We start from the raw sequence: 20,379 nt of genomic DNA, 5'->3' as shown, positions 1-20,379 counted from the left end.
TTGATCTAAGGGAGTGTTGGAAAGGCGTCAATGTGATTTGGGTGATTTGGCGCGCCAGACGAAAGGCATGGAAATGACACGACTGAAAAACGGCAAATTGCGGCGCAAGGACGGGGTATGGGACCCTTTGAAGCGCAGCTCTGCGGACAAGCAGCAGGCCGAGGTCGTTCCGAAAACACCGCAATCGGATTCCCCGTCCTACCGGCTTGCCTATGCGGATATGGATTTTCTTTGCCGTGAGGAACTGCGCCCCGTCAGGCTGCAGCTGGAACTTCTGAAAACGGAAATGGCGCTTACCGAGCGCGGTATCAAATCCACCGTCGTCATGTTCGGCGGTGCGCGTATTCCCGAACCCGGCGGCGAAGCCTGGGCGGCCCGCAACGAGACGCAGAAGCGCAATCTGGAGCAGTCCTCCGTCTATTATGACGAGGCACGCAAATTTGCCCGCCTTTGTACCGATTATGCCGCGAAGTCCGATCACCTCGAATATGTCGTGGTCACCGGTGGTGGTCCCGGTGTCATGGAGGCGGGCAATCGAGGTGCTGCCGATGTCGGAGGCCCGTCGATCGGCCTCAACATCGTTCTACCGCATGAGCAGGCGCCGAATGCCTATGTCACGCCTGAGCTCAGCTTCAACTTCCACTACTTCGCCATTCGCAAGATGCATTTCCTGATGCGCGCGAAGGCCGTGGTGATCTTCCCCGGCGGCTTCGGTACGCTCGATGAGCTTTTCGAGACGCTGACGCTTATCCAGACCAAGCGCATGGCGCCCATTCCGCTCATTCTGTTCGGCGAGAAATTCTGGCGCTCGGTCGTCAATTTCGAATTCCTGGCGGATTTCGGCACGATCGCCCCGGAAGATATGGATCTGCTGCACTTTGCCGAAACGGCAGATGATGCATGGAAAATCATCTCGGCCTATTACGAACACTGATTTCTGCTTGGCGCGACGAAGTAATTTTAGGGCTTAATTAGCAAACATACTCTAATTTTGCCTCGTCGCGCTGCAGCGCACTGTCCATGCGGACGGGCCTCCATGACGGAGATTTATCATCCGTTGACGTCAGCCTACCGGCAGACGATTTGATCGAGGCCAAAATGTTCAATCTCAAAGTGAAGTCGCTTGCGACCAAGCTTATCCTCGTTACCGGCTGTGCCATCACCACGGTCCTTGTCGCATCCAATTCCTTCCTCATTTCCCAGACCAGCGAGCGCGTCCACGCGCTGACCATGGATCAGGCCAATACCGAGGCGCGCGCCATCGCCAACGTCATCGCCGCCGATGTGGGTGAGCTTGGCAGCGCCGCGCGTTCCATGGCCGGTGTCATCGGCCGCGCGCATCAGGCCAAATCGATGGATCGCCCCGGCATCGTCAACATCCTCAAGGCCAATGTCGAGCAGAATGCTTTCGCTTTCGGAAGCTGGTTCTGCGAACAGCTGGGCCTTTTCGACGGCCAGACGACAGAGATTGCCAACAGGATGGATCTCGGCACCAATGCCACAGGCGCATTCGCTCCCTATTGGTCGAAGACGCAGAAGGGCGACATCCAGTTCTCGACTTTCGATAACGACTACGCCGCCGAATGGTACGCGCTTGCCGCCAAGACGGGCAAGGGCGCCATCACCCAGCCCTATCTCGCACAGGGCACGGAAGTGCCCACCACCATGACTTCGCTTGCCTATCCCGTCATGTCGGACGGCAAGATGATCGGTGTGGCGGGGGTCGATATTTCGCTCGCCTCGCTGTCGCAGAAGCTGCAGGCGCTGCATCCTTTCGAGACCGGTCGCGTCACGCTTGTTTCACAGGGCGGCCAGTGGCTGGTGCCGCCGACGCCCGAGCAGAACATGAAGGCCTATGACGGAGATGGCGCAGACACCGTTCAGGCTGCGCTCGCTTCAGGCAAGCAGGGGCTGATCGAAAATCTCGGCCTTGATACCGACGCGCCCTATAACCGTCTCGTCTACCCGTTCCCGGTTCCCGGCCTCAACGCCACCTGGGTCGTACTGGTGGATATTCCGCATCAGGCGCTGAACGCGCCGGTGGAAGAGCAGACCTATATGATGATCATCGGTGCGATCGTCATTCTCGCCGCCGTCATCACCGCGCTTTATTTCGCCGTGCGCCACTTCGTCGGCAACCCGCTCGCCTCGCTGGTTGCGGATGTCCGCACGCTGAGCGATGGCCGCTACGACGTGCCGGTATCCGGACAGGAGCGCCGGGATGAAACCGGGGCGGTGGCGACCGCCCTGGAAGGCTTCCGCGCAAAGCTTGCCGGCATTCGTGAAATGGAGGCGGACGCTGCCGCCCAGCGCGACAATGCGGAAGCGGCGCGTCAGCGGTCGGAATCCGAGCGCAGTGAAAACAGCCGCATGCAGCAGCACATCGTCAGCGTGCTCGGCTCAGGCCTCAATGCGCTTTCGCAGGGAAATCTGACCTACCGGATCGAGGACGAGTTCCCCGGCGAATATGCCAAGCTGCGCGATGACTTCAACTCGGCGCTCGCCAGCCTCGAGGAAACGGTTTCCACGGTCAATGCGACGGTCGTCAGCATCGGCAACGGCACAGGTGAGATCACCCGCGCCGCCAGCGATCTTTCGCATCGCACCGAACAGCAGGCCGCAAGCCTGGAAGAAACCGCAGCTGCTCTCAACCAGCTGACCGCGCAGGTCAATTCCAGCGCGGAAAACGCCGCGCAGGCCGCCGGTGCCGTCAGCCATGCCTGCGATGATGCGGGCACCTCGGGCGAGGTGGTGCAGCAGGCGGTCAACTCCATGCAGGGCATTGCGCAATCCTCGGCGGAAATTTCCCGCATCATCGGTGTGATCGACGAGATCGCCTTCCAGACCAATCTTCTGGCGCTGAATGCCGGTGTTGAAGCGGCCCGCGCGGGTGATGCCGGCAAGGGCTTTGCAGTCGTTGCGCAGGAGGTCCGCGAACTGGCGCAACGGTCCGCAACCGCCGCCAAGGAAATCAAGGGACTGATCAACACCTCGGCCATGCAGGTGGGCGAGGGCGTCCAGCTGGTCGGCAAGGCCGGAGAGACGATGAAGAACATCGCCGACCAGGTTTTGCAGATCAACCAGCTGATACGGCAGATTTCCGCTTCCGCGAGCGAACAGGCGGTGGGTCTCAAGGAAATCAATTCCGCGGTTACCCAGATGGATCAGGTCACCCAGCAGAATGCGGCGATGGTGGAGGAGACCACGGCGGCCAGCGTGACGCTGAACGGCGAGGCCGAAACGCTGAAATCGCTCGTGGCCGGTTTCGCCGTGTCCGGTGGTCAACCCAGCCAGCAATTGCGCGCCGCGGCGGCTGCCATGCGGGCACCCTCTGCTCCGGCCGCAGCACCGGCCCGCTCTACGGCATCGCGTCCCCGCCCAAGAACCAGCGGTGCAAACGCACTGGCGCAGGATGACTGGACGGAATTCTGACGGGTTTTCCTGCTTCAAATAAAAAGGGCCGCTGGCGATACCAGCGGCCCTTTTTTCATACCCGCGTTCCGGTCAGAGCCGGGCAAAACGTTCCGTCAGCAATTCGAAGAAACCGTCCGCATCCACGTTGCGCATCACGCGGGCATTGGCGGGGCGTTCGGTCACGCGCCACCAGTCCACCACCGTCATGCCCATGGTCAGTTCGGACGTGGCCTCGATTTCGACGTTACACTCGCGACCCTGAAACAGCTCGGGTTTGATGAGATAGGCGATGACGCTCGGATCATGCAGCGGGCCGCCGTCAGAGCCGTATTTCTCGATGTCGAAACGTTCAAAGAATTCCAGCATTTCCGCCATGGCGATGGCCGGGCGTGTGCCGATGTCGCGAATGCGGCTGACCCGCGCCTTGGTGGTCAGAAGCTTGTGGGTGACGTCGAGTGGCATCATCACGATCGGCATGCCGGAACGGAAGACGATATCGGCGGCCTGCGGATCGACATAGACGTTGAATTCCGCCGCCGGCGTGATGTTGCCGCCCTCGAAGAAGCCGCCACCCATCATCACCAGTTCCTTGACACGGTCGGCGATCTCCGGCGCTTTCAGGAGCGCCAGCGCCACATTGGTCAGCGCGCCGAGCGTGCAGAGCGTCACCGTGCCGGCGGGCTCGCGCATCAGCGTTTCAATGATGAAATCGACCGCATGCTGCTTTTGCGCCTCCATGGTCGGTTCATCGAGAACAGGGCCGTCGAGGCCGGTGCTGCCGTGAACATGCTCGGCGGTGATGGGCTTGCGCACCAGCGGCTTCTCGGCGCCCTCATAGACGGGAATATCGGTGCGGCCGCACAATTCGCAGATGATGCGGATGTTGCGGCTGGTCAGTTTCAGCGGGACGTTGCCGGCGACGGCACACAATCCGAGAATGTCGATTTCGTCAGGGCTTGCGAAAGCAAGCATAATTGCCGCCGCGTCGTCCTGGCCAGGATCGGTGTCGATGATGATTTTTCTGGGTTCTGCCATGTCTTGCCCGCCGTTGAGATGAGCGCTTTTTTCGAGCGGCGGGTGCTCACTTGTCAAGCCTCATTCCTCGGTGCCGCCTTCGCGCCGGTGTTCCGCCTTGCGCATCGCCGCTTGGCTTCCCATATTGCTTGAGCCGGTGCGATTGACCGGCAGGGTTGCCGGAAGCGGGACCGCGAAACGTCGCTTGGTTGCAAGGACAGAAAAGATATGAGTCGCATGACGCCATTCACCCACCCGCTTTTGCTGGGTTTTGATGCCATGGAAAAAACGCTGGAGCGCATGGCGAAGGCCAATGACGGCTATCCCCCCTATAACATCGAACGGCTGCCCGGGGTCGAAGACGTGCCGGAGCGCCTGCGCATCACCATCGCTGTTGCCGGGTTTTCACAGGACGATCTGGATGTGACGACGGCCGACAACCAGCTTGTCATTCGCGGTCGCCAGCAGGAACAGGAAAGGCGGGATTTCCTCTATAGGGGCATTGCGGCGCGCCAGTTCCAGCGGGTCTTCGTGCTTGCCGATGGCATGCAGGTCAGGGAAGCGCGCATGCGCAACGGCCTTCTTTCCATCGATCTGGTGCGGCCTGAAATTTCGAACGTGGTAAAGAAAATTAATATTTCCGTCTCAGAGTAGAACGTGAACGCCGGAATCGGACATGAATCGCTCGGCGTGAAAAAGGAGGCTGAAATATGCTTTTAAAAGAAGCGCATGCGCGTCTCACCCGGTCCCAGCTCGCCCATATCGGCGAGGGAGAAGTGGGATATATCCGCAAGATCCGTGCGGAAGACGTAAGCCGCTGTTTCCCGGAAGCGCCTGATCTCGATCCGCAACTGGATCTGTGGGCACTGTTTGGTGCGGATGGTACGCCGATCCTCCTGACGGACAACCGTTCAAGTACGTTTTTCAAGGCTGCCGAAGACGATCTCAAGACCGTCAGCCTGCATTGAATAAAAAAGCCCGCTTTTGAGCGGGCTTTTTCCTTGATGCATCAAAGGAACGGGCGGTCCGGCATGTCGTCGATCGAGATGACGCCGTCCTTGTTCTTGTCCAGCCGCTCGAACATTTTTTCGCCGGCTGCGGTGAACTCGGCCTTGCTGACCTGACCGTTCTCGTCGGTATCGGCCCAGCGCATCATCCCCAGGCCCGCGCCCTTGCCGCCATGCTTGCCCCAGCCCTGATGACCGGAACGGCCGCCATGTTCGCGTTCGGCGCGCTTGCCTTCGGGGCCTTTACCGTCTTCGGCTTTGGCATCCTGACGCTCGGGACGCGGATTGGCGGCGCGGAAGGCCTCCATCTTGGCCTGGCGATATTCACGCATTTCCTTCGGCGTGATCGAACCGTCCTTGTCCTTGTCGATCTCGGCGAAAAGCGCATCCTGCCGTGCCGCGAATTCTTCCTTTGAAATCTTGCCGTCCTTGTTGGTATCGGCAACCTTCAGAAGGTGAACGAAAGCGGCTTCCTGGCGGATCGGCATGCGATCCTTATGGCCTTTGCCGGGTGCGGCGAAGCTCGCCGTCGCGGCCGTGCTGAGCACAAGGGCTGCGCCAAGAGCAGAGAGGGCGATTTTTCGTGTGGTCATCGTCATTACCTTTCTTTGGTGTCCCTGAAGAAAAGATAGTGACCTCCACCCGGCCTCACCACTTAAACATCCGTAAGGTGGATGAAGCTTCGGTAATGTTCGCTGCCCTGTTTTTCAAAAATGCCGGTCAGCCGGCGATGGTTCTCGCCAGGAAGCCGGTCAGATCGTCGGTGATGTAGTCGATATGCGCATCCGTCTCGACGGGAATTTCCCAGCGTTCCATGATGACACCCTCGAGGTTCGAAGGCACGAGCAGCACAGTCTTCATGCCGAGCGCCTTGGGAGCCGCGAGATTGCGCGGCAGATCCTCGAACATGGCGGCTTTTTTCGTATCGAGTTTCGCAAGTGCCGCGAACTTCTCATAGGTCGCGCTGGCCGGCTTCGGCAGATAGTCTGCGGCGACGATATCGAAAATATCCTCGAAATGATCGAGAATGCCGAGAGCGCCGGCAGCCGCCTGCGCATGTTTCACGCTGCCATTGGTCAGGATGAACTTGCGGCCTGGCAGTGCCTTGATCGCCGCGCCAAGTTCCGGATGGGGTTTCAGCGCCGAATAATCGATGGCGTGGGCACGTTCCAGAAACTCGTCGGGGCTGATGCCGTAATTGATCATCAGGCCCTGAAGCGTGGTGCCGTGGTCGTGATAATAGCGTTTCTGCAGCTTCCGCGCCTCGTCGGGATCGAGTTTCAGAAGCTCCGCCACATACGCCGTCATGTTGCGGTCGATCTGGGAAAACAGATTGACGTGATGCGGATAGAGCGTGTTGTCGAGATCGAAGACCCATTCGCTCACATGGGCGAAATCGGCGGCATCGGGCAGGTTTTTCGGCTTTGTGTCCATGGGCTGCTTTATGCCCCTTTCGAACGGCGAAGAAAATCGAAAAGACGACGATTGCTGAGAAAATCGGGCTTGGCTGTGGCCTGCGGCGCATGATACCGCGAGGATCATGGAACTTTGGATAGGCATCACTTTCGCAAGCGCGTTCCTGCAGAACCTGCGCTCGACCCTGCAAAAACACCTCAAGGGCATGATGGGCACGACGGGCGCAACCTTCGTGCGCTTCGTGTTCGGAATGCCTTTCGCTCTCGCCTATCTCGCCCTTCTGCATTTCGGGCTCGGCCGGCCGCTGCCGGTGCCGAACATGTCTTTTGCCGTATGGGCGACGGTCGGGGCCATGGCGCAGATTGCCGCCACCTTCCTCCTGGTCCACCTGTTTTCCTTCCGCAACTTCGCGGTCGGCACGGCCTATTCCCGCACCGAACCCGCGCAGGCGGCGCTGTTTGCGCTCATTTTCATCGGTGAAAGCGTCAATGGCGGCACATTGGCGGCCATAGCGGTTTCAGTCGCCGGCGTCATGCTGATTTCGGTGGCGCGCACGGAAGTGACGCCTGCCTCCATTCTCACTTCCATCTTCAGCCGGACAGCCGGTATCGGCCTCGCCTCTGGTGCCTTCTTCGGCCTGTCGTCGGTTGCCTATCGGTCGGCGTCGCTGGCGCTCGCGCCGAGCCTTCCCACCCCGGATGCGGTGATGCAGGCGGGCTTCACGCTCGTCGTCGTCATCGTGATGCAGACCGTCTCGATGTTCCTGTGGATCGTCTGGCGGGAGAGGGAGGAATTGCAGCGCATCGCAAAGGCGTGGAAACCGTCGCTTGCGGTCGGTTTCGTGGGGGCCACGGCGTCATTCGGCTGGTTCACGGCGATGACCCTGCAGCAGGCCGCCGTGGTGAAGGCACTGGCGCAGGTGGAAATGCTCTTCGCCTTCGCCTCGACCGTGCTGTTCTTCAAGGAAAAGATCAACCGGCTCGAGCTTTCCGGGTGCCTGCTGATCGTCGTGGGTGTACTGTCGCTGCTGGCATTCGGCTGAATGCCTGTTGTGGCGGACGGGCCTGCCGTCCGCCACGGAACAAATCAGGGCACGATCAGCGTGCCGGCGCCTTCCGTGAAGATTTCCAGAAGCACCGAATGCGGCGTCTTGCCGTTGAGGATCACCACGCCCTGCACGCCGGCCTTGATGGCCTCGATGCAGGTCTCGACCTTCGGGATCATGCCGCCGGAAATCGTGCCGTCCTTGATAAGGGCGCGCGCCTGCGAGACCGTCAGTTCCTTGATGAGTTCCTTGTTGCGGTCAAGAACGCCCGGCACGTCGGTCAGGAACAGCAGGCGCGTGGCGTTCAGCGCGCCGGCGATCGCGCCGGCAAAGGTATCGGCGTTGATGTTGTAGGTGGCGCCATCGCGGCCGGGAGCGACGGGGGCGATGACCGGGATCATCTCGGACTTGGCGAGCAGGTCGAGCAATGTGCGGTCGACTTCCACCACCTCACCGACGAAACCGAGATCGAGAACGCGCTCGATATTGCTGTCGGGATCGATGACGGTCTTTTTCGCCTTTTCGGCGAAGACCATGTTGCCGTCCTTGCCGCAAAGGCCGATCGCCCATTCGCCCGTCTGGTTGATGAGCGCGACGATTTCCTTGTTGATCGAACCGGCCAGAACCATTTCGACGATCTCGACCGTCTTGGCGTCGGTGACGCGAAGGCCGCCTTCGAATTTCGATTCGATGCCCATCTTGGTCAGCATCGCGCCGATCTGCGGGCCGCCGCCATGCACGACGATGGGGTTGATGCCGGACTGCTTCAACAGGGCGATATCTTCCGCGAAAGCCTTGCCGAGTGTCGAATCCCCCATGGCGTGACCACCATATTTTACCACGATGGTCTTGTTCTCGTATTTCTGCATGAAGGGCAGAGCCTGTGCGAGCAGCCGCGCCTGAGTTTCGCTTTCGGAAGCAGTCATGGAAAAACCTCGGTCTGTGGTTGCGGCCCTGAAGAGCCTTTCATCGCTCTACAGCATCGGCGCAGAAATCGGAATCGATTTTTGCGGTGCAGGATGCATGGATTCGACATGTCGGCGCGTTTGCAAGGACAGGTGGAATATCTGCTTTTGACGAATGAAATAACCTCCGGGCCTTATTGTGTCGGGCCACGGTAAAATTCTGGTTTTGGGCGCTCCAAGGCGCGTAATAAGATTGACATAAAGCACCAATCGGACCAGCCTTGTTCGCAGCAGGGGAGGGGTTATTCAGCAGGGCGACGGGACAGTCGCGCGTCGTGAAACGATGCTGGCCTGAACGACCGAGGAGTTTGAAGACCTATGACGGCACCGGATCGAGACAAGCAAAGCGGTTTGCGGGACGAAGTGCTCGCCGGCGAATATGTGCTGGGTGCCCTGCCGCCGGAGAACATGGCGGAGCTTGCCAAACGCGTGAAGCGAGACCGTCAGTTCGCTGCCATGGTCCGGCGCTGGCGGGACAATCTGGCCGAAACCGAATATCGGGAAAAGGCAACCGTTGCGGCCTTGCTCGAAAGGGATCCGGCCCGATCCGGTCTGCCTTTCAGGAGCCAGCCGCTGCGCAATGGCAGCATGTTCGCCGCCATGCTTTCTGAGATCTGGCATTCGGTGCGCTTCTGGCGGCTTCTGGCGTTGACGGCGATGCTCTGGACCGCCGTTCTGCTTTTCACCATCGCCTGAGAGGCGCAGCTTTCAGAGAGAGATCGTTCTGACGATCTCGGCCCGCAGGCTATCCAGCCCGAAGGATTTTTCCGAGGATGTGGCGAGAACTTCCGGATAGGCGGCGGGGCGCTTGCGGATTTTCTCCAGCGTTTCGCCGATCAGCCGCGGAACACCGGCATCCTTGATCTTGTCCGTCTTCGTCAGCACGATCTGGTAGGACACGGCCGCCTTGTCGAGCAGGCTGAGAACCTCCTCGTCATTCTTCTTCAGGCCGTGGCGGGAATCGATCAGCACGTAGACGCGCTTCAGCGTCGCGCGGCCGCGCAGGTAATCGAAGACGAGCTTGGTCCAGGTATCCACCTGGTCCTTGGGCGCCTGCGCATAACCGTAACCCGGCATGTCGACCAGTGCCATGGGCGGCAGGTCACCGGCTTCGCCGGAATAACCTTCCGGAACGAAATAGTTCAGTTCCTGGGTGCGTCCGGGCGTGTTGGATGTGCGGGCAAGCCCCTTGTGGCCCACCAGCGCATTGATGAGCGAGGACTTGCCGACATTCGAGCGACCGGCAAAAGCAATTTCCGGCGGGCCTTCGGGCGGCAGGAATTTCATCGCGGGGACACCGCGAATGAAAATCCAGGGTCGCCCGAAAAGGGGCTTTTCGGTTGCCGGACCGGTGTCACTCATTTCGATTGCACCGGCTTTCGCTTGAACAGCCCTTTGAGATTGTCGAACAGTTCGATCTTGGCGCCATGGCGCTTCATGATGACGGCCTGCTGGCTGATGGAAAGCGTGTTGTTCCACGCCCAGTAGATGACCAGACCAGCCGGGAAGGAAGCCAGCATGAAGGTGAAGATCAGCGGCATCCAGGTGAAGATCATCGCCTGTGTCGGATCGGGCGGTGTCGGGTTCATGCGCATCTGCAGGAACATGGTGATGCCCATGATCAGCGGCCATACGCCGATCATCAGGAAATGCGGCACGTCGTAGGGCAGAAGGCCGAACAGGTTGAACAGCGACGTCGGATCGGGCGCGGAAAGGTCGTGAATCCAGCCGAAGAACGGTGCATGCCGCATTTCGATGGTGACGTAGATGACCTTGTAGAGCGCGAAGAAGACAGGGATCTGCAGCAGCATCGGCCAGCAGCCGGCCACCGGATTGATCTTCTCTTCCTTGTAGAGCTGCATCATCGCTTGCTGCATGGCCATGCGGTCATCGCCATGCTTGGCCTTGAGCTCTTCCATCTTCGGCTGCACGCGCTTCATGTTCGCCATGGAAGCATACTGCTTGCTGGCAAGCGGGAAGAAGAGCGCCTTGACGACAATGGTGGTGAGCAGGATCGCCACGCCGAAATTGCCGAAATAACGGAAGAAGAAATCCATCATTTTGAACATCGGCTTGGTGATGAAGTAGAACCAGCCCCAGTCGATCAGAAGGTCGAACTTCGGAATGGAATATTCAGCTTCGTAGCGGTCCACCAGCGGCACTTCCTTGGCACCGGCGAAGACGAGGCTCTTCAGCTCGATGGACTGGCCGGGTTCGACCGTCATCGTGTCGCTCTTGAAATCGGCCTGATAGCTCGGCTGATTACCGGTGATATGCGAGTAGCGGGTTTCGAACGGTGTCGTCTGCGGCGGAACGATGGCCGCGGCCCAATACTTGTCGGTGATGCCGAGCCAGCCGCCGGTCGCCTTGGCAACCGTTACCGGCGCCTCTTCGACGTCCTTGTATTTTTCTTCCGTCAGGCTGCCGTCCTTGCCGGAGACGCCGAGGAAACCTTCATGGATGACGAAGACGGGCGGGATCGCCGGCTTGTTGTTGCGCGTCACGCGACCGTAGGTGGCGAAGGAAATCGCCGCCTGGCCGGGGTTCTCGACCTTGTCGGCGATCGAGATCATGTAATGCTCGTCGATCGATACGGTACGGGAGAAAACGACGCCCTTGTCGTTGGTATAGGTAAGCGTGACGGGCGTGTTTTCCGTCAGCTTGTCGCCGCTCGAAAGCGTCCAGACGGTCGTCGGGCCGGGAACGCCGCCGACATCCGCCGCAGCGACGTAACCGAGCTCGGTGAAATAACCGTCCTTGGTGTCGGAGGGCGAAAACAGCGTGATGATCGGGCTCGAGTCATCGACGGTCTCATGGTAGTCCTTGAGCCGGATGTCATCGAAACGGGCGCCGGTCAGATTGATCGAGCCGGCGATGGCGCTGGTGTCGATGGTGACGCGCTGGGTTCTTGCAATCGATTCTTCACGCGTCGCCGTTGCGGCGGCCTGCGTGGAGGAGGCGGGCGGTGCGCCTTCGACGGTCGCGCCGGGTGCGGCACCCGGTGCTGCCTGCTGTTGCTGCGTCGTCTGCTGCTGCGCCTGGCGGGCCTCTTCGGCGCGGCGCTGCTGCTCGATGCGCGGATTCATGTACAGGAATTGCCAGGCTAGGACGATGACAACCGAAAGGGCTATCGCGATGAAGTAATTACGGTTCTTTTCCATCATTCTTTCCTGGAGCGGGTCTCCTGGGACCGTTTCGGTTTCGCCGTTCCTTCAATGCGCTCGGCAAGGAGAGACTGAAGTTTCGGGAAGGCCGTATCGAGCACGTCCCTGCGGGCGACAATCACATAGTCATGACCGGGCTTCATTGCGACCCCGGCAGAAAGCCTGACGGCTTCCTTGAGACGGCGGCGCATGCGATTTCGCTCGACCGCGTTGCCTTGTCTTTTTGTTACGGTAAAACCGACCCGAGGTTCGGTTTCCGGGGTTTTCCGGTCAAGCACTTCCAGAAGAAAGCTGCCCCCCCGCCGTTTTTCCCCTGCCTGAACGGCAAGAAACTCCGACCGGTTTTTAAGCCGGCCGGGTTGTTTTTTAGTCTCGCTCATGTGCCCACGACTTTCATCGGGCCACAGGCTCGGCAATTAAGCCGACAGACGTGCGCGGCCGCGCGCACGGCGGGCTGCGAGAACCTTGCGGCCGCCGGCGGTAGCCATGCGGGCACGGAAACCATGACGACGCTTGCGAACAAGCTTGGACGGTTGGTAGGTACGCTTCGACATTTATTTAATACCGCGGTGTGCGGCCCTTCTTGAATTTGCAACTATTTGCAAGAGCGTTTCGTTTTTTGCACGGCTAACCCCGCCTGGGCGAGCTTTCAATGGCCGAGCGTGCGCGGCTTATAAGGGCATAGGACAAGCAAAGTCAATTGCCGAAGGGGTTTTCGCGGTTCACCTTTTGCGGAAAACGCACGGCCCTCTGTTGCGCTGGCGGGTGGCGGGGCCTGATTCCCGCGCGCAATCGATAAAATCCGAAATTCTTTCTTAACGCAGCATTGATAAATGTTGTGATGCGAAAAGTTATGCCAGCTTCCCATTTTTCGTCGTGCGGCTGGCTTTTGTTGGGGGAACGAAATTGAGAATTCGCGGTCGTATCAATCTTCTTGTCGGGCTGATGAGCCTCGTGGCCTGCACCATCGGCGGGCTGTCCATCTATGCGGTCAGCGAGTTCCGGGTGCGTACGGTCGCATATGAAAAGGCCGCGGAGCGCGCCTACAAGGGCGAGGCGCTCAACCGTCTTGTCACGGCGGTCGTGATGGAGGCGCGCGGCGTATATGCCGCCCCCGATATAACAAAGGCCGCACCCTTCGCGGATGGCATCGTCAAGAACCTCGACGCCATGGAAAAGCTGATCGGCACATGGACCCCTCTTGTTCCGGCGGAACAGAAGGCGGCCTTTGATAACCTCTCCAGCCGCTTCAAGGAATTCAAGGCATTCCGCCTGGAAACCGCGCGGCTTGCCCGTGAGGCCAGCCCACAGGCGGCCAACCTGCAGGGCAACAATGAGGCGAACCGCGCCAACCGCAAGGCCTATCAGGCCGAAATCGATGCGGTGGTGAAGAACGACATTGCCGAGCTTGAGGAGGTCAAGGCTGGCATAGACGGTTTTGTGACGACTACCTTCTGGCTGGTCATTATCGTCACCGGCAGCGGCATATTGGCCGGCGCTGCGTTCGGTCTTTATATCGGCGCGCGTCAGCTGAGCGCACCCATCCGCAGGGTTTCACAGGTCATGAATGCTGTGGCGGACGGAAATCTGGACGCGGATGTGCCCTATCTCGGCCAGAACGACGAAATCGGCGAAATGGCCGCTGCCGTCGAGGTCTTCAAGAAGAACGGTCGCGAAGTACGCCGCATGAATGCGCAGGAAACCGCCATGCGTGCCAAGAGCGATGATCTCCAGGCAGGCATGGCCATCGTCGTTGATGCTGCGGCAGGGGGCGATTTCAGCCGCCGCATCAACAAGGATTACGGCGACGAAAACCTCAACCGCTTTGCTGCAACGATCAACGCCCTGCTCATCGGAGTGGACAATGGTGTCTCCGAGACCAGCCGTGTCATCGAGGGGCTGGCGCGGGGCGACCTGACGGAAAAGATGGATGGCGAGTTCCGTGGTGTGTTCGCCGAGCTCCAGTCCAACGTCAACCAGACGCTGGCCAAGCTGCGCGAAACGATGCGCGAGGTGCGCAGCAGCACGGAAGGTATCAGCGGGAATGCCAACGAGCTGCGTTCGGCGGCCGATGACCTCTCGAAGCGGACGGAACAGCAGGCCGCGGCGCTGGAGGAGACCTCCGCTGCTCTGGACGAGATCACCGCCGTGGTCCGCAACTCCACCGATCGCGCGCAGGAAGCCAGTGCCATGGTTGCCGAAACCAAGCAGAAGACGGAAGAATCCGCCAATGTCGTGCGCGATGCCGTCTCTGCCATGGATCGCATTGAGCACGCCTCGCGCGAAATCAGCCAGATCATCAACGTCATTGACGAGATCGCCTTCCAGACGAACCTTCTGGCATTGAATGCGGGTGTGGAAGCGGCCCGCGCCGGCGAGGCGGGCAAGGGCTTTGCCGTCGTCGCGCAGGAGGTGCGTGAGCTGGCACAGCGTTCCGCAACGGCTGCGAAGGATATCAAGGCGCTGATTACGAAATCCGGCGAAGAGGTGGGACGTGGCGTGTCGCTGGTGCAGAAGACGGGTAGCGCACTGAGCGAGATCGAGACGCGTGTCCTGTCGATCAATGACCACATCCATTCGATAGCCACGGCGGCGCGGGAGCAGTCCACGGGATTGCACGAGGTCAATACCGCGATCAACCAGATGGACCAGGTGACCCAGCGCAATGCGGCCATGGTGGAGGAGACCTCGGCGGCGACGCACAAGCTGAGCAGCGAGGCGGAGCATCTCGTCACCCTGGTGTCGCGCTTCAAGGTCGGTGTCGAGGACGCCCAGATCCGCACCCGCATGGAGCAGCCCATGCGGCCCGTTGCCGTGTCCGGCAGGGCGGCGGCGGTGGCTTCCCCGGCCCGCACGTTGATGAACAGCGTCAGCCGCGCTCTCAATGCGCAACCGGCCGCCGTGCCGGCGCAGGGAGACTGGCAGGAGTTCTAATGGAGCCGGCAGGCGGTTTTGCCTGAAACCCGCCATGCTTGAAACGCCGCCTTCGGGCGGCGTTTGTTTAGGGCGCTGAGAACGTTTGTTTCGCAGTGCATTGGAAAAATGTCAGTTAGGTCCTATTATCATACGTGCATATAAATCGAGCCGTTCAACCGAAGCGGCAGCGCGCATAGGATCAGGGCCCGGTGTTTTCTAAAGGCGTAGACAGCTTGGACCGCACGGAGGACAATCCGGCGCACTGCATGCCGGGATTGACCGCAGGTCTCTCGGGACGCCTGCTGCTGCTCACGGTCATTTTCGTGATGATCGCCGAAGTGCTGATCTTTGTTCCTTCCGTCGCCAATATGCGCCTTTCCTGGCTGCGGGACCGCCTGAACACGGCCGCCGCCGCCGGCGCGGTGATTGACGGCCTGCAGGCCGAATTGCCGCGAAGCGTGCAGAACGATACGCTGATGGCAACCGGCGCGAAGCTTATTGCCCTGCGCAAGGATGGCACCTCGCGCCTACTTGCCGTGGCGGAAACGCCGCCCGGGGTGGACGAGCAATATGACCTTTCCGACGTGTCGCAGCTGGCTGCGGTGCGGGATGCCTTTTCCACATTGCTGTTCGGCGGCAACCGCGTCATCCGCGTCTTCGACGTCGTTGGCGATAGCGACACCATCATCGAGCTGGTGCTCGGCGAATACAAGCTGCGGGCGGCCATGCTTGCCTATGCCCGCAATGTGTTCCTGATCTCCATCGTCCTGTCGCTCATCACCGCCGGCCTCATCTTCGTCTCCATCAACCGCATCATGATCCGGCCGATACGCCGGCTGACGCTTGGCATGCAGCAATTCTCGGAAGATCCCGGTAATCCCGAGCGGATTTTCGTACCCGAGGAGGGAACCGACGAGCTGGCCGTTGCGGGCCGTCACCTCGCCGACATGCAGACTGAATTGCAGAAAACGCTCAGGCAGCAGAAGAACCTTGTGGATCTCGGGCTGGCGGTTTCGAAGATCAACCACGACATGCGCAACATCCTGTCTTCCGCGCAGCTCATGTCGGACCGTCTGGTGGATGCCAAGGACCCTATGGTTCGAAGCTTCGCGCCGAAACTGCTGCGCACGATCGACCGCGCCGTGGCCTATACCGGCGAGGTTCTGGCCTATGGCCAGGCGACGGAGGGCGCGCCAAAACGCAAGATGGTTCACCTCAGCCTCCTGGTCAGGGATGTGCGGGACATTCTGGCGTTGGACCCGGAAAACGGCATCGAGTTTCAGGACAGCGTGCCCGTTGATCTCACGGTCGACGCGGATGCCGAGCAGCTGTTCCGGGTGATCCACAATCTCTGTCGCAATGCCGTTCAGGCCCTGCAATCGGATGCGACAAATGCCGCGCCACGACATCTGTCGATTGCCGCCCAGAGGGCGGGCAGTGTCGTCAGCATCGTCATCGACGACAACGGGCCGGGAATGCCACGCAAGGCAAAGGAAAACCTGTTTTCCGCTTTCCGGGGGTCGGCCCGTTCCGGCGGCACCGGCCTTGGCCTCGTCATTGCGCGCGAACTGGTGCTTGCCCATGGCGGCACCATCGCGCTTGTCGAAAAGCCCGGTCCGGGTACGCAGTTCCGCATCGAGATCGCCGACCGCGCTGCCACCGTGCAGGCAGCCCGAACCGCCTGAAAACTCCCTTCGCCAGCGGGCCGAAGCCGTTGTCGCGTCTATTGGAAAAATGGCGATATGCACTCCACCGAAAATGATGCCTGTGAAATTTCGTTTATAATCAATGAGATAAATGAATTGCTGCGGAAAAATGACAATTTCGAAGCGAAATCGCTTGCAATCGGAATGAGGACGTTTTAGAGGATCGCCACGCCACCGGAAACGACCGGAACGGCACGCACCCGTAGCTCAGCTGGATAGAGCACCAGACTACGAATCTGGGGGTCAGGAGTTCGAATCTCTTCGGGTGCGCCATTTCCTTCCCATTGTCGAGTGATACAATATTTGACCCTTTTGGCCACTATGTTGCCCTTGGGTCAGGGTTGCTGACGTTTCCCAACGATTCCAACCGTATGGTACCTGCCTTCAGGTGCGATTTTCGGTAATGTTTAGGGCGAAACGGCAGCCTTCGTATCAACCATCGCCGCTTGTCGTGCTAGTTGAGGCTGTCGCATGTTTCGGGAATTGCGCGTCAGTTTTTAGCAGATCCCTTCGCAGTGGCCCGGCCGCGGAAACTCCTAAAACGTATTACATTACATATGTTTACCGCAGGTGGAGGATTCCGGTCATCTGCGCCACCGCCTCCTGAAACCATCAAATGGGCAGGGAGCGCAGGTTTTATGCTATCAGCGATAGGTGAAATCCTGCATGTTTGGAGACGATGCGGCAGACCGGAGGATCAGAAATGCACCTTTACAGTGCCAGTTTCGATGACGAGGGGCCTTGAGGTGTCCGCACAACCATGTTTGCGCAGTCATTGATGATGGAAGTTGCGATGCTTCTTTCCGCCCGGCTCCAAGGTAATTTAGTTCATGCGCGTAGTTATTGCAGCCATCTCTCTATTCACGATCGTTCTGGCCGGAGGCGCGCAGGCGCAGCCTTGGCAAAGCGCCGATCCCGCTTCGACCGGCTGGTCCAGTGATAGGCTGAAGGCAGCGCAAGACTATGCCGCAAGTCTGAAGCCCACGGCCGTCATGGTGGTGCAGGACGGCAAGGTGATCGCCAGTTGGGGGAATGTGTCCCGCAAGGTGAATGTCGCCTCCGTTCGCAAGAGCCTGTTGAGCGCGCTTTACGGCATCGCCGTTTCGGAAGGCCGGATCAGTCTCGCCAGCACCCTTGCCGAGTTGGGCATTGACGATAAGCCGCCGGCCCTCACGGTGGCCGAGAGGCAGGCGACCGCGCGCGATCTGCTCATGGTCCGATCCGGCATCTATCATCCTGCCGCCTATGAAACCGGCGACATGCGGCGCAACAGGCCGGAGCGCGGCAGTCACGCCCCCGGCACCTTCTGGTGGTATAATAATTGGGATTTCAATGCGCTCGGCACGATCTACCGGCAACAGACCGGCGATGATATTTTCCAGAGCTTCGCGCAGCGCATCGCCGCGCCGATCGGCATGGAAGATTTCTCGGCGCGTGACGGCAGGTATATCGCCGAACGTCAGTCGGAGCATTCCGCCTATCCGTTCAGCCTCAGCGCCAGAGACGCGGCCCGCTTCGGCCAGCTCTTTCTTGATGGCGGTCAGTGGAACGGTAGGCAGATCATTCCGGCCTCGTGGGTGAGGGAGTCCACGACCGCCTATTCCGTCACAGATCGCGGGAGCATGGGATACGGCTATCTTTGGTGGACGCTGAACCGCCAGGTCTTCGGCCCCGGCGCTGCCCTTGCATCCGGTTATGGCGGGCAGGCTATTGCCGTCGTTCCGTCAAAGCGTTTGGTCGTGGTGCAGATCGTTGACCCGGCACAGAACGCGAAGGGCGTGCGAACCAGCCATTTCGTCAACCTGTTGCAGCAGCTCGCTGCCGCCGCGCCTTGATGGACCATGCAGGGAACGGCAAGGGCGAAAGATCAGCTTAGCGGATGGAGCTTCGGTGCTTCGGCCCTCCTGCACGTCCTCGCATATGCGGTTATCTTTCTGCTGGCCGATCGGCCGCAATTCAAGCCCCCGCAGGAGCAAAGTGTCAATGTGGAAATCGTGACCCTTCCGCCTACGGTGGAAGAAAGGCACGAGCCGCCACAGCAGGTTTCCCCGTCTGAAACGCTTGAGGCATCGCAGGAAAACGAGCCGGGAGATCGTGCAGACACGTCGACAATTCCGCAGGTGGCGCTGCCTCACGATGAAATGCCAGCGATGGTGAAGCCGTCGCACATGCTGTCAGAGAAGGTTCTTGACGACCCCCGGAGCCGGAATGCGAGAAAGGAACTGGCGGCACTCGCACCCGCCGATCAGATCGAGCAGCTTTGCGGCCTCGAAGCCATGGCGCAGGTCGGAGAATGGAGCAAGGAGCTTCTGCCTGATCGTGTGGTCGCCTATGCGATGGCGGACCCGAAGATGGTCGGGAATGCCTTTTCGGCTGACGGCGCTGCGCTACACAGCAAACGGGATTGGTTCAAGCTTCAATTCAAATGCGAACTGACCCCGGATCACAAAAAGGTCGCAGCGTTTGAGTTCCTGATTGGAGATCCGATCCCCCGGAAAGATTGGGTTGACCACAGCCTTTCCGACGAGGGCGGATCGCTCGATTGAATGGCTTCGCCGGCACGGGCAAAATATCGTGTTATTCGGCACCCATGAAATCAAGTCCTGAGCCCATTGCGGTTTGATGTTATCGTTGCCTTCAGGCATTCCGCCCGCCTTGCGCCATGGCGAATTTTGAACCTTCCTGAAACGTGCTAAAATCATCCGGTTGCCAGATGGCCGGGGATAAAAGCCATGTTGGAAGCGGACAGGGTCTTTGCAGGTTCGATTCCGGAAAATTACGACCGCTATATGGTGCCGCTGATCTTCGCACCATTTGCCGCAGATATGGCGCGGCGGGCGGCGGCCCTGATGCCTGTCGATATTCTGGAAATCGCCGCTGGTACCGGCGTCGTGACACGCAACCTCGCTCCAAGATTGTCACCCGCCGCAAATTATGTCGTGACGGACCTCAACCAGCCGATGCTCGACTTTGCGGCGTCGCGACAGGCGCCGGACAATCGCATAAAGTGGCAACAGGCGGATGCGCAGACGCTGCCGTTTGAAAGTGCGACTTTCGATCTGGTTTTTTGCCAGTTCGGCGCGATGTTCTTTAACGACCGCCAGTCGGCCTATCGCGAGGCAAAACGGGTGTTGAAGCCAGGCGGACATTATTTGTTCAATGTATGGGACCGCATTGAGGAAAACCACTTCGCGGATGATGTGACGAACGCTCTTGCCCGTCTGTTTCCGGATGACCCGCCACGTTTCATGGCCCGCACACCGCATGGTTACCATGATACGGCATTGATCCGCCGCGAGCTGGAGAAAGCCGGGTTTTCCCGCGTGTCGATCGAGACGATGCCGGCGCAAAGCCACGCGCCGTCACCGCGCATTCCAGCCGTCGCCTATTGTCAGGGAACCGTCCTTCGAACCGAAATAGAAGCAAGGGCTCCGGGAACGCTGGATGCTGTAACGGATTACGCCGCCTCTGCGATTGAAGCGCGCCATGGCAGCGGTGAGATCGCCGCCAAAATCCAGGCGCATGTGATTCTTGCTGCCGTGTGAAAAGACCCGCGCAACCGGGGAGTTTCCGGCCGATGGGGGCAGGCTTCCGAAATTTGAAAATATGCCCCCTACATATTAGTGGTTTTTGGGGAAGCCTGTGCCGTAGGGCTTAGCGATGAGCCGAGATTGCCGGGCTTTCCGATGTCACCGAAGTTTCGGTAAACCTTCGTCATATTGTCATACAATA

Annotated in this window: 19 protein-coding genes and 1 tRNA gene; 12 read left to right on the top strand and 8 right to left on the bottom strand. The window is 59.7% G+C overall.

From position 1 onward, the window contains the following. The first annotated feature begins 67 nt into the window (after positions 1–67). Both N434_RS01400 and N434_RS01395 read left to right on the top strand, forming a co-directional pair. A complete protein-coding gene (locus tag N434_RS01400) occupies positions 68–934 on the top strand; it encodes an LOG family protein (protein ID WP_371741056.1) in 867 nt (288 codons plus the stop codon). Positions 935–1,098: 164 nt separating this feature from the next. Then, complete coding sequence (locus tag N434_RS01395) at positions 1,099–3,432, top strand: methyl-accepting chemotaxis protein (protein WP_110755945.1); 2,334 nt, start codon at positions 1,099–1,101, stop codon at positions 3,430–3,432. A gap of 72 nt (positions 3,433–3,504) precedes the next feature. Here N434_RS01395 and N434_RS01390 read toward each other — a convergent pair whose 3' ends face one another. Further along, a complete protein-coding gene (locus N434_RS01390) occupies positions 3,505–4,449 on the bottom strand; it encodes a nucleoside hydrolase (protein ID WP_110755627.1) in 945 nt (314 codons plus the stop codon). A 207-nt stretch (positions 4,450–4,656) separates the two neighbouring features. Here N434_RS01390 and N434_RS01385 point away from each other — a divergent pair, with 207 nt between their 5' ends. Both N434_RS01385 and N434_RS01380 read left to right on the top strand, forming a co-directional pair. Further along, positions 4,657–5,082 carry an Hsp20 family protein gene (locus N434_RS01385; protein ID WP_110755625.1) on the top strand — a complete coding sequence of 142 codons (426 nt, stop codon included), beginning with the start codon at positions 4,657–4,659 and terminating at the stop codon, positions 5,080–5,082. A 56-nt stretch (positions 5,083–5,138) separates the two neighbouring features. Further along, positions 5,139–5,396 (top strand): BQ00720 family protein, encoded by a 258-nt coding sequence (locus tag N434_RS01380; protein ID WP_003493591.1) that lies wholly within the window; start codon positions 5,139–5,141, stop codon positions 5,394–5,396. Positions 5,397–5,437: 41 nt separating this feature from the next. On the opposite strand, the gene N434_RS01375 is transcribed toward N434_RS01380, so the two are convergent. Next, positions 5,438–6,034, bottom strand: a complete 597-nt coding sequence (locus N434_RS01375; protein WP_110755623.1) for an EF-hand domain-containing protein — start codon at positions 6,032–6,034, stop codon at positions 5,438–5,440. Between the two features lie 121 nt (positions 6,035–6,155). After that, positions 6,156–6,869, bottom strand: a complete 714-nt coding sequence (locus N434_RS01370; protein WP_110755621.1) for a pyrimidine 5'-nucleotidase — start codon at positions 6,867–6,869, stop codon at positions 6,156–6,158. Positions 6,870–6,975: 106 nt separating this feature from the next. Between N434_RS01370 and N434_RS01365 the strand changes: the two genes are divergently transcribed. Continuing rightward, complete coding sequence (locus tag N434_RS01365; protein ID WP_110755620.1) at positions 6,976–7,893, top strand: EamA family transporter; 918 nt, start codon at positions 6,976–6,978, stop codon at positions 7,891–7,893. 44 nt (positions 7,894–7,937) lie between these two features. Here the strand turns inward: N434_RS01365 and argB are convergent, their stop codons facing one another. Beyond that, complete coding sequence (gene argB, locus N434_RS01360) at positions 7,938–8,822, bottom strand: acetylglutamate kinase (protein ID WP_065114741.1); 885 nt, start codon at positions 8,820–8,822, stop codon at positions 7,938–7,940. 357 nt (positions 8,823–9,179) lie between these two features. On the opposite strand from argB, the gene N434_RS01350 reads away from it, so the two are divergent. Then, positions 9,180–9,557, top strand: a complete 378-nt coding sequence (locus tag N434_RS01350; RefSeq protein ID WP_110755618.1) for a hypothetical protein — start codon at positions 9,180–9,182, stop codon at positions 9,555–9,557. Between the two features lie 12 nt (positions 9,558–9,569). Here N434_RS01350 and yihA read toward each other — a convergent pair whose 3' ends face one another. From yihA to rpmH, 4 genes are read right to left on the bottom strand one after another with little or no spacing between them, the layout of a single operon-like run. Beyond that, positions 9,570–10,223 (bottom strand): ribosome biogenesis GTP-binding protein YihA/YsxC, encoded by a 654-nt coding sequence (gene yihA / locus N434_RS01345; protein ID WP_065114743.1) that lies wholly within the window; start codon positions 10,221–10,223, stop codon positions 9,570–9,572. Next, positions 10,220–12,022 (bottom strand): membrane protein insertase YidC, encoded by a 1,803-nt coding sequence (gene yidC / locus N434_RS01340; protein ID WP_110755617.1) that lies wholly within the window; start codon positions 12,020–12,022, stop codon positions 10,220–10,222. Before yidC ends, yihA begins: the two co-directional genes overlap by 4 nt. Further along, a complete protein-coding gene (gene rnpA, locus N434_RS01335; protein ID WP_065114745.1) occupies positions 12,022–12,405 on the bottom strand; it encodes a ribonuclease P protein component in 384 nt (127 codons plus the stop codon). Before rnpA ends, yidC begins: the two co-directional genes overlap by 1 nt. 36 nt (positions 12,406–12,441) lie before the next feature. Next, complete coding sequence (rpmH, locus tag N434_RS01330; RefSeq protein ID WP_003493611.1) at positions 12,442–12,579, bottom strand: 50S ribosomal protein L34; 138 nt, start codon at positions 12,577–12,579, stop codon at positions 12,442–12,444. A 352-nt stretch (positions 12,580–12,931) separates the two neighbouring features. On the opposite strand from rpmH, the gene N434_RS01325 reads away from it, so the two are divergent. The 6 genes from N434_RS01325 to N434_RS01300 all read left to right on the top strand — a co-directional run bounded on the left by N434_RS01325 (position 12,932) and on the right by N434_RS01300 (position 20,192). Then, positions 12,932–14,959, top strand: coding sequence for a methyl-accepting chemotaxis protein (locus N434_RS01325; protein ID WP_065114746.1), 2,028 nt, complete (start codon positions 12,932–12,934; stop codon positions 14,957–14,959). 248 nt (positions 14,960–15,207) lie between these two features. Next, positions 15,208–16,626, top strand: a complete 1,419-nt coding sequence (locus tag N434_RS01320; protein WP_065114747.1) for a sensor histidine kinase — start codon at positions 15,208–15,210, stop codon at positions 16,624–16,626. A gap of 217 nt (positions 16,627–16,843) precedes the next feature. After that, positions 16,844–16,920, top strand: a tRNA-Arg gene (locus tag N434_RS01315). Between the two features lie 557 nt (positions 16,921–17,477). Beyond that, positions 17,478–18,482 (top strand): serine hydrolase domain-containing protein, encoded by a 1,005-nt coding sequence (locus tag N434_RS01310; protein ID WP_110755615.1) that lies wholly within the window; start codon positions 17,478–17,480, stop codon positions 18,480–18,482. 6 nt (positions 18,483–18,488) lie between these two features. Further along, entirely contained in the window at positions 18,489–19,193 is a 705-nt protein-coding gene (locus tag N434_RS26060; protein WP_286172051.1) for a DUF930 domain-containing protein, read from the top strand. Between the two features lie 186 nt (positions 19,194–19,379). Further along, positions 19,380–20,192, top strand: a complete 813-nt coding sequence (locus N434_RS01300; protein ID WP_110755613.1) for a class I SAM-dependent methyltransferase — start codon at positions 19,380–19,382, stop codon at positions 20,190–20,192. Positions 20,193–20,379 lie beyond the last annotated feature (187 nt).

Source organism: Rhizobium sp. UGM030330-04 (assembly GCF_003208455.1).
Lineage (GTDB): Bacteria > Pseudomonadota > Alphaproteobacteria > Rhizobiales > Rhizobiaceae > Agrobacterium > Agrobacterium rhizogenes_A.
This window is presented reverse-complemented; position numbering and strand designations above follow the sequence as displayed.

Coding starts and splice junctions, on each gene's coding strand:
- N434_RS01370 (WP_110755621.1), bottom strand. CDS start 6,869: ATGGACACAAAGCCGAAAAACCTGCCCGATGCCGCCGATTTCGCCCAT.
- yihA (WP_065114743.1), bottom strand. CDS start 10,223: ATGAGTGACACCGGTCCGGCAACCGAAAAGCCCCTTTTCGGGCGACCC.
- N434_RS01310 (WP_110755615.1), top strand. CDS start 17,478: ATGCGCGTAGTTATTGCAGCCATCTCTCTATTCACGATCGTTCTGGCC.
- N434_RS01380 (WP_003493591.1), top strand. CDS start 5,139: ATGCTTTTAAAAGAAGCGCATGCGCGTCTCACCCGGTCCCAGCTCGCC.
- rpmH (WP_003493611.1), bottom strand. CDS start 12,579: ATGTCGAAGCGTACCTACCAACCGTCCAAGCTTGTTCGCAAGCGTCGT.
- N434_RS01350 (WP_110755618.1), top strand. CDS start 9,180: ATGACGGCACCGGATCGAGACAAGCAAAGCGGTTTGCGGGACGAAGTG.
- N434_RS01365 (WP_110755620.1), top strand. CDS start 6,976: ATGGAACTTTGGATAGGCATCACTTTCGCAAGCGCGTTCCTGCAGAAC.
- N434_RS01320 (WP_065114747.1), top strand. CDS start 15,208: ATGCCGGGATTGACCGCAGGTCTCTCGGGACGCCTGCTGCTGCTCACG.
- N434_RS01375 (WP_110755623.1), bottom strand. CDS start 6,034: ATGACGATGACCACACGAAAAATCGCCCTCTCTGCTCTTGGCGCAGCC.
- rnpA (WP_065114745.1), bottom strand. CDS start 12,405: ATGAGCGAGACTAAAAAACAACCCGGCCGGCTTAAAAACCGGTCGGAG.
- argB (WP_065114741.1), bottom strand. CDS start 8,822: ATGACTGCTTCCGAAAGCGAAACTCAGGCGCGGCTGCTCGCACAGGCT.
- N434_RS01385 (WP_110755625.1), top strand. CDS start 4,657: ATGAGTCGCATGACGCCATTCACCCACCCGCTTTTGCTGGGTTTTGAT.
- N434_RS01400 (WP_371741056.1), top strand. CDS start 68: ATGGAAATGACACGACTGAAAAACGGCAAATTGCGGCGCAAGGACGGG.
- N434_RS01390 (WP_110755627.1), bottom strand. CDS start 4,449: ATGGCAGAACCCAGAAAAATCATCATCGACACCGATCCTGGCCAGGAC.
- N434_RS01395 (WP_110755945.1), top strand. CDS start 1,099: ATGTTCAATCTCAAAGTGAAGTCGCTTGCGACCAAGCTTATCCTCGTT.
- yidC (WP_110755617.1), bottom strand. CDS start 12,022: ATGGAAAAGAACCGTAATTACTTCATCGCGATAGCCCTTTCGGTTGTC.
- N434_RS26060 (WP_286172051.1), top strand. CDS start 18,489: ATGCAGGGAACGGCAAGGGCGAAAGATCAGCTTAGCGGATGGAGCTTC.
- N434_RS01300 (WP_110755613.1), top strand. CDS start 19,380: ATGTTGGAAGCGGACAGGGTCTTTGCAGGTTCGATTCCGGAAAATTAC.